Source organism: Pseudochrobactrum sp. AO18b (assembly GCF_000409565.1).
GTDB classification, from domain to species: Bacteria; Pseudomonadota; Alphaproteobacteria; order Rhizobiales; family Rhizobiaceae; genus Pseudochrobactrum; species Pseudochrobactrum saccharolyticum.
Map to the genome: position 1 here is coordinate 1 of NZ_ANNO01000283.1, position 13,417 is coordinate 13,417.

General features: G+C 52.2%; 14 protein-coding genes. 2 read left to right on the forward strand and 12 right to left on the reverse strand.

Annotated features, from left to right (window positions below; translation table 11 throughout):
- The 5 genes from A918_RS20265 to A918_RS0111735 form a co-directional block, all read right to left on the reverse strand.
- Positions 1-754, reverse strand: a 754-nt coding sequence (locus tag A918_RS20265) for a DUF4167 domain-containing protein (protein WP_156831431.1), incomplete at its 3' end; no start/stop codon positions are given.
- A gap of 462 nt (positions 755-1,216) precedes the next feature.
- Complete coding sequence (gene prmC, locus A918_RS0111720) at positions 1,217-2,092, reverse strand: peptide chain release factor N(5)-glutamine methyltransferase (RefSeq protein ID WP_028233710.1); 876 nt, start codon at positions 2,090-2,092, stop codon at positions 1,217-1,219.
- A gap of 8 nt (positions 2,093-2,100) precedes the next feature.
- Positions 2,101-3,177 (reverse strand): peptide chain release factor 1, encoded by a 1,077-nt coding sequence (gene prfA, locus A918_RS0111725; RefSeq protein ID WP_028233711.1) that lies wholly within the window; start codon positions 3,175-3,177, stop codon positions 2,101-2,103.
- A 140-nt stretch (positions 3,178-3,317) separates the two neighbouring features.
- Complete coding sequence (gene ptsP, locus A918_RS0111730) at positions 3,318-5,588, reverse strand: phosphoenolpyruvate--protein phosphotransferase (RefSeq protein WP_022711257.1); 2,271 nt, start codon at positions 5,586-5,588, stop codon at positions 3,318-3,320.
- Between the two features lie 746 nt (positions 5,589-6,334).
- Positions 6,335-7,588: an aspartate kinase gene (locus A918_RS0111735; RefSeq protein WP_022711258.1), complete on the reverse strand. Its 1,254-nt coding sequence runs from the start codon at positions 7,586-7,588 to the stop codon at positions 6,335-6,337.
- A 186-nt stretch (positions 7,589-7,774) separates the two neighbouring features.
- On the opposite strand from A918_RS0111735, the gene ubiG reads away from it, so the two are divergent.
- Positions 7,775-8,566 (forward strand): bifunctional 2-polyprenyl-6-hydroxyphenol methylase/3-demethylubiquinol 3-O-methyltransferase UbiG, encoded by a 792-nt coding sequence (gene ubiG, locus A918_RS0111740; protein ID WP_022711259.1) that lies wholly within the window; start codon positions 7,775-7,777, stop codon positions 8,564-8,566.
- Positions 8,567-8,637: 71 nt separating this feature from the next.
- Here the strand turns inward: ubiG and A918_RS0111745 are convergent, their stop codons facing one another.
- The 4 genes from A918_RS0111745 to A918_RS0111760 all read right to left on the reverse strand — a co-directional run bounded on the left by A918_RS0111745 (position 8,638) and on the right by A918_RS0111760 (position 11,100).
- On the reverse strand, positions 8,638-9,063 hold the full coding sequence (locus A918_RS0111745; RefSeq protein WP_022711260.1) for a DUF1178 family protein: 426 nt from the start codon (positions 9,061-9,063) through the stop codon (positions 8,638-8,640).
- Positions 9,060-9,917 carry a carbon-nitrogen hydrolase family protein gene (locus tag A918_RS0111750; protein ID WP_022711261.1) on the reverse strand — a complete coding sequence of 286 codons (858 nt, stop codon included), beginning with the start codon at positions 9,915-9,917 and terminating at the stop codon, positions 9,060-9,062. The genes A918_RS0111745 and A918_RS0111750 overlap by 4 nt, the downstream gene beginning before the upstream one ends.
- Positions 9,918-9,942: 25 nt before the next feature.
- On the reverse strand, positions 9,943-10,206 hold the full coding sequence (grxC, locus tag A918_RS0111755; protein ID WP_033316077.1) for a glutaredoxin 3: 264 nt from the start codon (positions 10,204-10,206) through the stop codon (positions 9,943-9,945).
- A gap of 93 nt (positions 10,207-10,299) precedes the next feature.
- Positions 10,300-11,100 carry a ComF family protein gene (locus A918_RS0111760; RefSeq protein ID WP_028233714.1) on the reverse strand — a complete coding sequence of 267 codons (801 nt, stop codon included), beginning with the start codon at positions 11,098-11,100 and terminating at the stop codon, positions 10,300-10,302.
- Positions 11,101-11,207: 107 nt separating this feature from the next.
- On the opposite strand from A918_RS0111760, the gene A918_RS0111765 reads away from it, so the two are divergent.
- Positions 11,208-12,083, forward strand: coding sequence for a methyltransferase domain-containing protein (locus A918_RS0111765; protein ID WP_022711264.1), 876 nt, complete (start codon positions 11,208-11,210; stop codon positions 12,081-12,083).
- Positions 12,084-12,092: 9 nt separating this feature from the next.
- Here the strand turns inward: A918_RS0111765 and A918_RS0111770 are convergent, their stop codons facing one another.
- From A918_RS0111770 to A918_RS20270, 3 genes are all read right to left on the reverse strand, one after another.
- A complete protein-coding gene (locus A918_RS0111770) occupies positions 12,093-12,449 on the reverse strand; it encodes a hypothetical protein (protein WP_022711265.1) in 357 nt (118 codons plus the stop codon).
- A gap of 122 nt (positions 12,450-12,571) precedes the next feature.
- Positions 12,572-12,982, reverse strand: a complete 411-nt coding sequence (mutT, locus tag A918_RS0111775; protein ID WP_022711266.1) for an 8-oxo-dGTP diphosphatase MutT — start codon at positions 12,980-12,982, stop codon at positions 12,572-12,574.
- 10 nt (positions 12,983-12,992) lie between these two features.
- Positions 12,993-13,417: GNAT family N-acetyltransferase (locus tag A918_RS20270; RefSeq protein ID WP_022711267.1), on the reverse strand; the 425-nt coding region annotated here is incomplete at its 5' end.

The window sequence follows — 13,417 nt, forward strand, 5'->3', positions numbered from 1 at the left end:
CAACTGCCGGTGCATCATCACCGTCCTGCATAACAGGCGCAGCGGCACGCGGACGACGACGGGTAACAGGCGCTTCCGCAACTTCAGTCACAACCGGTTCAGCAAAATTTGACGTGACAACCGGCTGTTCAGCAGACTGGTCAAAAGGCACCTGTGCGGCTGCAACCGGCGCTTCCTGTCCTTGATCTGCACCATATTCCGGACGCTGATGACGGCGCGGACGCTGCATGCGACCCTGACGGTCATTGTTGCGGTCGTTACGATCATTACGGTCGCCGCGATCCTGACGATTATTCTGCTGACGGTTATTACGGTTGGAAGAACGGGAATTTTCTTCGCCATACATCACTTCAGCAGGCGTGCCTTCGATCACAGGCTGCGGGCCACTGCCATCATAGACTTCCTGATGCGATACGGACTGGCCGGAATGACCCTGCTCCATACCTTCTTCATCATCAAAGTCATCATCAAAAGCTTCATCGCGCTGCACCGGCGCAGGATTTTGTGCCTGTGCCGCCAGAATAATGCGATTGTAATGTTCAGCGTGCTGCAAATAATTTTCTGCAATCACCCGGTCGCCGGTCGCCTGCGCATCACGGGCCAAAGTCATATATTTTTCGGCAATATGCTGCGCATTACCCCTGATTTTTACATCAGGTCCGTTACTTTCGTAATTACGGGAAAGAGGATTAGGGCCCTTACGGTTATTATTCCCCCGTCCACGCATGCGCCTGTTCTGCTGTCCTGGCCTCATACTCATCTCTTTTCAGATTAGGGGCGAAGAAATCATTTCAGCTGAAAGGGCTGAGCGACTTCATAACTACAATAACAGAAAGCGCGCCCCGCACTTTCAGCGTATAATTTTAATTTAAGTTTTGTGCTGCCGTGTCAGCAACTCCGCAAAGGAGGTCGGTTGAAAAACCACCGGGCAGCTGCTGATCAAAATGTCTGAATCACTCATAATTTCGCGTCGCATGACACGGTTTTATAAAGATACAAATTCAAACATATAATTTCAGGCTGACAACCCTGTCCGACATACCAATGCATAATTCTTTAAATCGCTGCCGGTTTAAAAATGAGATTACGCATTAGTCCGAATTGTTACCGCATCTTTCATCCATCCTACAGGACATGCGATGCAGTAGCGGTGACAGGAAATTAGACGTGTTTGCCGTAAATTCCAAGTCTTTTTTGGGCATATTAAACATTAAAGTCAACGCTGAAATGACAATGCCCGTTTATGACCGGCTAAATCTTCGGCTACGCTTGTCAGACGGAATGAATATTGTGCAAAAATTGCCTCCGTATCATCCGCCTGTCCTGCCCCGATTTCCACAGCAACTATAGCATTATCATGTAGGTAGGCGCCACTGTGCTTTGCAAGAGCACGATAAAAATTTAATCCGTCTTCTCCGCCGTCCAGAGCACGGCGCGGATCGTAATCTTTAACTTCCTTGTCCAGTTCAAGCACTGTTTTTGCCGGAATATAGGGCGGATTCGAGACAATCAGGTCATATTTTCCGCGAACGGCACCAAACCAGTCACTTTTCAGAACAGCCAGACGTGATGAAACACCCGCCAATTTTGCATTGATCCGTGCCGCTTGCAGGGCGCCTTCAGCAATATCAACAGCAACACCGCGCACGGTCTTTATTTCATGCAACAGGGTAATCGCAATTGCCCCCGTACCGGTCCCCATATCCAGAAGATCAACGAAGCCCTTTTCCGAGCTTCTCTGTTCGAGAAACGGCAATACCAGCCCGATCAGCGCCTCTGTATCAGGGCGCGGCTCAAGCGTATCGGCATTTAATTTAAAGCTCAGACCATAAAATTCGCGCTCACCGATGATTCGGTGTACCGGCTCACCGGCCAGCCTGCGCTGCATTGCACCCAGCACTTGCTCCGTCACATCCGGCGCGACTTCTGTATCCGAACGGATCACAAAATCTGTCAGCGATGCACCGGTAAAATGCTGCACCAGCAGGCGTGCATCCAGCTCGGCACTGTCAATTTCTGCCTGTCGCAACTCAAGCCGCACATGGGCTAAAAGCTGACCAAGCGTATTATTTGTAGTTTCCGGTTTAGTCATAACGGCGATCAATTATCACCCAATTCCGCCAGCAATGCGGTCTGGTGATCCGAAATCAATGCATCCACCAGCTCATCAAGCTCGCCCATCATCACGCGGTCAAGCTTATAGAGTGTGAGATTAATCCGGTGATCCGTCACACGACCTTGCGGGAAATTATAAGTGCGGATGCGCTCTGAACGATCGCCGGAGCCCACCTGACTACGCCGCGCTTCCGAGCGTTCGCTCTCTGCACGCTGGCGCTCCATGTCATAAAGACGGGCACGCAAGATCTGCATCGCACGCGCACGGTTCTGGTGCTGCGATTTTTCTGCCTGCACCACCATAATCCCGGTCGGAATATGGGTGATACGTACGGCCGAGTCCGTGGTATTGACGTGCTGACCACCGGCACCGGACGCGCGCATCGTATCAATACGAATATCTTCATTGCGGATTTCAATATCAATATCTTCCGCTTCCGGCAGCACAGCCACCGTTGCCGCCGAGGTATGAATACGACCGCTGGCTTCTGTTTCCGGCACGCGCTGTACGCGATGCACACCGGATTCAAATTTCATCTTGGAAAACACACCCTTACCGGAAATTGTCGCGATAATTTCCTTAAAACCACCGGCATCACCTTCACTGGCAGAGACAACTTCCACACGCCAGCCTTTATCCGCTGCATAACGCTCATACATGCGGAAGAGATCGCCGCCAAACAAGGCCGCCTCGGAACCGCCGGTACCGGCACGAATTTCCAGAATAGCGTTTTTCTCATCCGCCGCATCTTTCGGAAGCAGCAAAATCTGGACTTCGGCTTCCAGCGCCTCGACTTTTTCTTCCGTATCCGGAATTTCCATTTCAGCCAAAGCGCGCATTTCTGCATCGCCTGACGTATCATCACGCATGGAAACCAGATCGCTCAGCTCCTGACGGGCAGCCTGCAATTCACGGATTTTCAGCGCCACATCTTGCAGCTCGGAATATTCCGACGCCAGTTTGACATAGGTTTCCGGCGAAGGATTATTCGCCATCTGCGCTTCAAGCATGACAAAATGCTTTAACAACTGATCCATTCTGTCTTGCGGAAGCGCGACCATGCGATAATCCTGATAATATAATTATATGTCTGAAATTCAGTTTTCAGCTTGATGAGGGCACCCATAAAGCATTTCGCAATCAAACGGAAATGCCTGATTGCGAAATTTTCTGCACAAATGTCAGCGCTTTTTGTGGTCTGTTACAAAGGAATGCCCTGTTCAGCTGCAAAACGAACCAGATGCTCGCGGATTGATCCATTGGCATCAGGCCTCTGCACGAGGTCGCTCAGAACCGTATTCAGCTGCGCTGCATCAAGCGACAACAGCATATTTTTCACCGGCCCGATTGCCGCCGCAGACATTGAGATAGAGCGGAAGCCCAGCCCCACCAGCATCATCGCCGTTAATGGCTTACCCGCCATTTCACCGCAGAGTGTCACCGGTTTATTGTGGCGCTTGCCCGCTTCGGCAATCTGCTGCAACACCCTCAAAAATGCCGGAGACAACTGGTCAAAACGATCCGCAATCTGCGCATTGCCACGGTCAACAGCCATAATGAACTGGAACAGATCATTCGACCCTACCGAGGCGAAATCCACTTCGCGCATCAGCTCATCCAGCTGCCACAACAGTGACGGTACTTCGATCATCGCCCCGACTTTCAGGCTGCTCGGCGGCTGATAATCAAAACGGGTCAGGTAATTAACTTCCCGTTCGATAATCTCGCGGGTCGCTTTCACCTCTGCCACTTCTGTCACCATCGGCAACATAATGCGCAATTCACGACCGCCCGCAGCTTTCAGCAGCGCGCGTAACTGCGTACGCATCAGACCTGGCCGGTCCAGAGCAAGGCGGATCGCCCGCCAGCCCATCGCCGGATTTTCTTCATGGGCGTTGGAGCGGAAATAAGGCAGCACCTTATCACCGCCGATATCCAATGTGCGGAAGGTTACCGGCTTATCACCCGCCGCTTCCAGCACTGCGCGATAGAGCTTTTCCTGCTGGCCGGAACGCGGGAAAGTAGAGGCCACCATGAATTGCAGTTCCGTGCGGAACAGGCCGACACCATCCGCACCGGATTCCTTCAGCTGCGGCAAATCAACAATCAGACCGCCATTCATCAGCAAGGAAACCGGCTGACCATCTTTGGTAATCGTCGGCTTATCGCGCAACTCACGATAAAGCGCCTGTCTTTTAGCGCGGAAACGGACTTTCTCCGCATAGGCCGCTTCAACATCAGACTGCGGCCGCAGATGAACACGGCCATCTTCGCCGTCAATAATGATCGCATCATTATTTTCAGCCAGTGCAACCACACCTTTGGCCTGCCCGACCACCGGAATACCCATGGCACGCGCGACAATCACAACATGGCTTGTCGTTGCACCGTCTTCCAGCACCAGACCGCGCACACGCTCGCGCGGATAATCCAGCAATTCCGCAGCCCCCATGGAGCGGGCAACAATGATCGAATCCTTCGCCATCATTTCCGCAGCGGTTTTCGGGTCATACCCCATCAGCTGCCGCATCAGACGATTGGCAAGATCGTCAAAATCACTGAGACGCTCACGCATATAAGGATCGCTCAGATGCATCATCCGTGCGCGCGTATCGCTCTGCACCTTTTCAACCGCTGCTTCTGCGGTCAGGCCATTGCGGATAGCTTCCTCAAGGCGGCGCATCCAACCACGGTCATGGGCAAACATCCGGTAGGCTTCAAGCACATCCCGATGCTCACCCTCTACCGCCACATCGCGGCGCGATAACATATCGTCAATCGAGAGACGCAAAGACCCCATCGCCTCATCAAGGCGGGTGATCTCATGCTCAATATCTTCATTAAAAAGATTGGTTACGACAATGCGCGGCTCATGCAGCAGCACGTGCCCGAGGCCTACGCCATCATTATAGGCATGACCGTTGAAGCTGACAGAACGCCCGTTAGTCAGTTCCACACCGGGACGCGCAAGACGGGTGAGATTGCCTGCGGCAACCATTTCCGCCAGCACCATGGCGGTTGTTTCCAAAGCTTCCAGCTCATCTTCACGATAAGCCCGTTTGGTGCGGTTCTGCACAACCAGAACGCCCATCGTCCGGCCTGCGCGCAATACCGGCACACCGAGGAAGGAGTTATAAATTTCTTCGCCGGTTTCAGGCAGATAAGTGAAAGCCGGATGGCTCTGCGCATCAGTCAGATTGAGCGGGCGCGCGGTTGCGGCAATCGTACCGACAAGCCCCTGCCCCAGACGCAGCTGCGCCAGATGCACGGCCTGCGGATTCAGACCTTCGGTTGCATAGAGCTCTAGAATTTCATCAGATCGGAGCACATAGAATGAACAGACCTCCGCCACCATATTTTGCGCGATTTCGCGCACGATACGGTCAAGACGTTCCTGCGGTTCGAGCGCTTCCGCCATTAAAGCGCGAAGACGCTTGAGCAAAATCCGGGGTCCGGCTGTCAGCTCACGCATAGGGTCTCAATGCTCCTCCATATGCCTCATGCCAATCTCAAACCACAATACACAATGTATGTGGTTACTCGTCGGCTTTTACCGCTTTTCCGATCGGCCGGTCAGGCATTGTTTCATCCTGATACTACAAGACCAGTCCGATCACGAATCACACCGCTGTGTGCATAGCTCAGTTTGGTTTGCTTGTGAGCATTTTTCTCACAATCGTCCAGAGTACAATTATCAAATCTTATTATTCATTGTGCTCTTATTGCAGTTTACGTGTCTAAAATGGGGCATAAACCGATTAAAGCCTCTCCATCAACAAAAATGATTTTATTCGCCCCGCTGCCTGCATCTGACCAGAACCGGATCGCTCTGCTCTTATTCTTACTCTCCAGCTATGCAATGGCTGCATAGCTAAACCCTGTATTTCTGTTTACCCCTGAAAAGATAATAGCATGTCGCGGAAAAGTGAGTACCGGTTTTCCGATAGTGTCATGCGTAAAAACAAAGAGATAGAGTGAGCGCCATGAATGTGATTAAACGCAACACGGCCTGGTATAATGTTGCCGCCCAACAGAAATGAATAGAATACAGGTAGAAAAAAAGGCAGTGCCGCGAAGCACTGCCTTTCTGAAACTTTATAATTTACGCAGCTGTTAGAGCATTTCACAGTCAAGTTGGATCAACTTGACGGCAGTGATAATGCGACCAAATAAAGAATCTAGAGCGAGCGCTTTGATCCAATCTGGACGTAAACCGCTCTAGTGCTTATCCAGCCCGTAAACAGAATGCAGGGTTCGTACCGCCAGTTCTGTATATGCGCTGTCAATCAGGATCGAGATTTTAATCTCGGAGGTCGTGATTGCGCGAATATTGATGCCTTTTTCAGCCAGCGCCTTAAATGCAGTCGCTGCAACACCTGCGTGAGAACGCATGCCGGTGCCGATCACCGAAATTTTTGCCAGACCGGTTTCCGACTGGATAGAGTCACAGCCGATTTCGGCCTTTACCTTATCCAGCGCATGCACAGCCTTATCCATATCACCGGAAGGAACGGTGAAGGTCATGTCGGTTTTTGAACCGTCTTCGGAAACATTCTGAACAATCATATCAACATTGATATGTTCTTCAGCCAGCGGGACAAAAATCGCCGCAGATACACCCGGGCGGTCGGCCACGCGGCGCAATGAGATCTGAGCTTCATCTCGGGCGAAAGCAATACCAGTTACAACCTGTTGTTCCACGATTTCATCCTCATCGCAAATCAGTGTTCCGGGAGGGTTGAGCGGATCACCCATGCCCGGCGCATGCGGATCTTCAAAACTTGAACGTACAAATGTACGCACTTTATGCACCATGGCCAGTTCTACGGAGCGAACCTGCAGCACTTTAGCGCCAAGGGATGCCATTTCCAGCATCTCTTCAAAAGAAATCTTGGCCATACGGCGGGCTTTAGGCTCCACGCGCGGATCGGTCGTATAAACACCATCCACATCCGTATAAATATCACAGCGATCAGCTTTAACCGCTGCCGCAACGGCAACAGCCGAAGTATCGGAACCACCGCGACCGAGCGTCGAAATACGGTTATCCGGGCTGATACCCTGGAAACCGGCAATCACCGCAACCTGACCTTCGCCAAAGCGCTTAATCAGAAATGAACCGTCAATATCAGTAATACGTGCCGCACCATGGGTCATGTCGGTTTTGATCGGGATCTGCCAACCCTGCCATGAACGTGCATTCACGCCCATAGACTGCAGCACAATCGCCAGAAGACCGGCCGTTACCTGCTCGCCCGATGCAACAATCGCATCATATTCACGGGCATCATGCATCGGCGATGCTTCACGCGTCCAGGCAACCAGTTCATTGGTTTTACCGGCCATAGCCGAAACCACAACTGCTACTTCATTGCCGGAATCGACTTCACGTTTAACGTGACGCGCCACATTCCGGATCCGTTCAAGATCGGCCACAGAAGTACCGCCGAATTTCATCACAATGCGCGCCATTATGTCGACATATCCTAAATGAAAATGAGAACCAACGGAACCTGCCATCGTACTGAGAGGTACTCCTGACAGGTAAGTGATGCTGACATACCGAAATTATGACCACTTCGCAAGCGCAACAGGCGAAAAGATACTTGACTTTCATCAATGAACAGACAAGTCCATTGGTAGGAAATGGAGAAAGCTATGTCCGACACGTCCAGACAGACAGATACTGGCTCACAACAGCCACCGGAAGCCGTATCCGGCCGTACCACGATTGATCCCGCTGAAGTTGCGCATTTCTCGCGCATTGCCAGCGAATGGTGGAACCCGCAGGGCAAATTCCGCCCGCTCCACAAATTCAACCCGACCCGTCTGGAATACCTGAAAGAACAGATCTGCAAGCATTTCAACCGTGATCCGCTGGCAGCCAGACCGCTGGAAGGCCTGCGCATTCTGGATATTGGTTGCGGCGGCGGTCTGCTTTGCGAACCGATGGCACGTCTTGGCGCAACAGTTATCGGTGCCGATGCCTCAACCACCAATATTGAAGTCGCCAAAATCCATGCTGCGGAAATGGGCATTGAAATCGATTATCGTGCCACCACAGCAGAAGATCTGGCTGATGCCGGTGAACAATTTGATATCGTGCTGAATATGGAAGTGGTTGAGCATGTCTCCGACGTTGATCTGTTCATGTCGGCGACTGCGAAAATGGTCAAGCCGCAGGGTTTGATGTTTGTTGCCACCATCAACCGCACACTCAAAGCATGGGGTCTGGCGATTATCGGCGCAGAATATGTGCTGCGCTGGCTGCCGAAAGGCACCCACCAATATGAAAAACTGGTGCGTCCTGAAGAGCTGGAAAAACCATTGCAGGCTGCCGGTCTGACTGTGCTGGAAAAAACCGGTGTGAGCTATAATCCGCTCAATGATACATGGAGCCGCTCACGCGATCTCGATGTAAATTATATGGTTCTGGCGCAGAGACGCTGAATTAGACTGGGAGAGAACTGATCCGTATAATGCGGATCAGTTATAGTCTTCAGCCATTGAACCGGCACGGTTCAATTATAATCCTCAGGCAACACCGGCAACGGCAGAATCTCCACACCATCCTCAACGAGCGATGTGATTTCATCCTTCGTTGCCTCACCGTAAATGCCGCGCTCTTCCGTTTCACCATGGTGAATTTTACGCGCTTCCTCGGCAAAACGATCGCCGACATAATCGGCATTCTCTTTCACCTTGCGGCTGATCTCACGCATCTCATCCAGCAATTTGCGCTGGGCTTCACCCATGGTCGCAGCAATTTTCTCTTTGGTGCGACCGGTGGTGACGGACGGTGCCATCAGCGCCTTATTCACATTTGGCGAATGACAAACAGGGCACTGCACCAGACCGCGTGCGGTCTGGCTGTCGAAATCCTCATTATTACGAAACCAGCCCTCAAATTCATGGGACTGGTCACAGTGCAGAGAAAACCGCATCATGCCTTGATCGTTTCACCTTCCGCGACAATGGTTTCCAGTTTGAATTCCCGCGCATTTTTCAAATTCGGGATTTTATTGCGGGCAGCAGCACTGTCCGCCACATCAATATCCGCATAAATCACTGCCGGATTGTCATGATCGGCTTCTGCCAGAACCTTGCCCCATGGCGAAACAATAATTGTATGACCATAGGTCTGGCGATTGCCGTTATGCAGGCCGCCCTGCGCAGCAGAAATCAGAAAGGCACCATTTTCAATGGCACGCGCCCGCTGCAAGATATGCCAATGCGCCTCACCGGTCTGACGGGTGAAAGCAGCAGGCGCGGAAATCACATTGGCACCGGCATTGGCCTGCGCCTGAAACAGCTGCGGAAAGCGGATATCGTAGCAAATTGCCAATCCGAGTTTCATAAATGGCAGTTCCGCTACCACTGCGCGATCCCCTGCCGAAATCGTATCGGATTCACGCCAGCTCTCACCATTATCCAGATCCACATCAAACATATGGATCTTGTCATAAGTGGTGATTTTTGAGCCATCCGGCGCAAAAACAAAAGCACGGTTGGCGATCAGCCCGCTCTCAAGTTTAATCGGCGTGGAACCGATATGGAGATGAATGCCGTGACGCTTTGCCAGAACCGAAGCTTCACGCACCACAGGATCATCCTGCTCCGCATGAAGACTGGCACGGTAAAGCGCACGGTCATTCTGAATAATGCCGGTATTTTCAGGCGTCTGCACATATTGCGCACCTTGGGCGGCAGCCTCTCCGACCATACGGCTGAGGGCTTCAATATTGGCGGACATATCGCCATCTGAGCGCATCTGTACTGCTGCAACTTTAACCATCGACATTATTCTCCCTTTTATGCCTTATAGATTAGTCTGCTTTACCGGTTTCCAGCAGAGTAACCAGCTTGCCTGCACGATCCAGCGCATGAAGATCGTCACAACCGCCGACATGCACATCACCGATAAAAATCTGCGGAAATGTTGTACCGCCGGAGCGGGTCATCATTTCTTCACGATATTTCGGATCAACACTCGCATTAAATTCCGTGTAGCCAGGCGCGCGTTCATTCAGCAATTGTTTTGCACGTGCGCAGTAACCACAGCCGTCACGGGTATAAATTTCAACATTCATTTCAAGAGTCTCCAGAGTTTCAACTCTATATAACCATGCCTGCACAATCATCCAAGCATTTGCTGCTGGTTTGTTGTCACGACTAGAGCGTAATTATCTCATCCGGTCAGGCAGTACCCTGCCGAAAGTCAGCACATCCACTTCTGCCGCTCCTGCTCTCAGCAAAGCACGGCATGCGGCCTTCACCGTTGCACCGGTGGTATAAACATCATCAATCAGCAACACAGTGCGCCCCTGCACGCTGCTTCGCCCTGCCTCCGACACCCGAAAGGCTCCCGCCACATTGCGCAGCCGCTCGGACTGGTTCAGCTCTGCCTGCTGCCGTGTATCCTTGATACGCTGCAAGGCTGTAGCCTCATAGGTTTTGCCGCTGATCCGCCCCAGAACCCGCGCCAGTTCTGCGGCCTGATTATAACGGCGTTTCCACAAACGTTTGCGATGCAGCGGCACCGGAATAATCACATCACAATCCTCAAGCAATTCATGCCCCGCCCGCTGCATCCAGCGTGCCATCCATGGGGCGAGATCAAGCCGGTCATAATATTTCAGCGAAATACCGGCATGACGGGCTGAACCATCGTGACAGGCAACAGAGCGCAAGTGCCGGAAAGGCGGCGGATCGGCAATCGCCTCGGCAGAGAGAAAATGTGCGCCAAAATCATGAGTAAAGGGCGTGCCCATCACCGGACACAACGGCGCTTCCAGAAAACGCATCTCACTCCAGCAAGCTCCGCATAAAGTGCCTGCCTGTGAAACAGCGCTGTCACACCCCTCACAAAGTGCCGGAAAAATCCTGTCCGGCAGAGCTTTCAAACCAGCGCCTGCATAATCCCAAAAGCGTATCCACCTCTCCCGTCTCACAACAGTTTCATGAGAAAGCGGCAATTCCCCCATTGCATTCGCCCCCGATTGAACGCATTTACATCACCATGCCAGATGCACCGGTGTAGTCCAGAGAAATCTCTGCCCAGTGAACGGTGCCTGATATCGGGATACGAAAAATGCCAGCAACAGAAACCACACCAAATACTATTTTCGACAGCGCATTGCTGCAACAGCGCCTGAAACGGGCGCTACAACGCAATGTAAGTGGTGCGGATTTTCTGCTGGAGCGCACGGTGCAGGATCTGGAAGACCGGCTTTCAACGGTTGAACGTCAGTTTTCCCGCGCTGTGATCGTCAATCCCTATACGCCGTCTGCTGCTTTATCTTTGCAGCAATCCGGCAAGGCAGAAGTGATTGAAAGCGTTGACTATCAGTCAAAAGACAGCACGGAATATCTGCCACTTGAGCCACACAGCGCAGATCTGATTATCTCACTGCTGTCATTGCAATTTACCAATGACACGCCGGGACTGATGATGCAGATCAAACAGGCGCTGAAGCCTGACGGATTGTTTCTCGGTTGCATGGCGGGTGCCGGCACACTCGGAGAGCTGCGTGAATCGCTGTTGCAGGCCGAGTCTGAGCTGACCGGCGGCGTCAGCCCGCGTGTGGCGCCTTTTGCCGATGTGCGTGATGGTGGTGCCCTGTTGCAGCGTGCCGGTTTTGCGCTGCCGGTAACGGATATTGAAAATGTCACAGTGCGCTATGACAATATGTTTGCGTTGATGGCGGATATCCGCGCCATGGGCATGACCAATATTCTCACCGGCCGCTCGCGCAAACCGGTTGGCCGTCGTCTGTTCATGCGGGCTGCGGAGATTTATGCCGAGCGCTTCAGCGATCCCGACGGACGCATCCGCGCAACATTCTCATTCATCTGGATGTCCGGCTGGGCACCGCATGCCTCGCAGCAGCAGCCGTTGAAACCCGGATCGGCCAAGGCTTCACTGGCTGAAGCCCTGCTTGCTACGGAAAAAGAACCGAAAAAGTAACAAGAAAGATCAGCAGTCGCCCTGCTGTGAGCCGTCACGGGCAATCACGCAAACTGCTTCCGGTGAGGATTGCAGCAGACTTTTGCGCTCAATATAGGCTTTGTCAGTATTGCCGCGCTGAATAGAACCGGTGGACATCATATCCACACCGGCAGGAAACAGCGATTGCGCAGTCTGTTTGTTGGCTTTCTGGCTCAGCACCGGCACGATGACCAGCGTCAATGCGAGAATTGCGGAACCGAACAGCAAAATGCAACGGACAAAGCCGCTTTTGGCAACAGGCATAAAGCCCGATTTTGTCTCTTCATCATCTTTAAAAAAGTCTGTCAGAAATTCTGACTGATACTGACTGCGATTGCTGCTCATCGTCATACTCCGGCGCGATGATCCCACCATGCGGCATGTCAGTGAATCATCCCTTAACAAAATCGTAAAAACCCGTCTTACGACCAAAAATAACCGGCAATTATCAAGGATGCGCTGGAGGATTACAGGAGATCCATCAGGAAAGGGATCAGCGGCTCATCGGCAGGCGGCATCGGATAGGAGCGCAGGTCTTTTGGTTTGACCCATTTCAGCGCCTGCCCTTCCATCGAGCGGGCAATGCCCTCATAGCGCCGGCAGATATAAAGCGGCATCAGCAGATGGAATTTATCATATGTATAACTGGCAAAAGTCAGCGGTGCGAGGCAGGCATGTTTGGTGATGATGCCCAGCTCTTCCTGCAATTCACGGATCAGCGCATCTTCCGGTGTTTCACCGCTTTCAACTTTACCGCCCGGAAATTCCCAAAGACCGGCCAGATTCTTACCCTCAGGGCGCTGCGCCAGCAAAATACGGCCATCCGTATCAATCAGCGCACAGGCTGCCACCAGCACAATCTTTTTGCCCTCAGTCATCAAATACTACCTATCTGCAATAATAAATATAATCATAGACAGTGGTGAAGCCTAAACCCTGATACAAAGCACGCCCTGCTGCATTCGCGCTTTCCACCTGCAACCAGAAACAATGATCGCCGCGGGATAAAGCCTGCGCCATCTCATTCAGCACCAGTGCTTTTGCAAAACCACGCCGCCTGAACGCCTCACCAATACACAAATCCAGCAGACCGGTATAGCCGTTCTCACTCACACAAAGCAGTGTTGCAGCAGGTTCAGCACCGGAAAATCCGGCAATGACATATTTCTGCGGCTTGATTGAACGCAGAACTTCCGCCAGCCCCTCCACCTGCGGCTCAGGGCGATCATGAAACGCACCGGAAATCCGGCTATAACCAATCTCCTGCCCGTCACGAAACTGCACAAGCCGTAACGGCAGACGTGGCTGCGGGG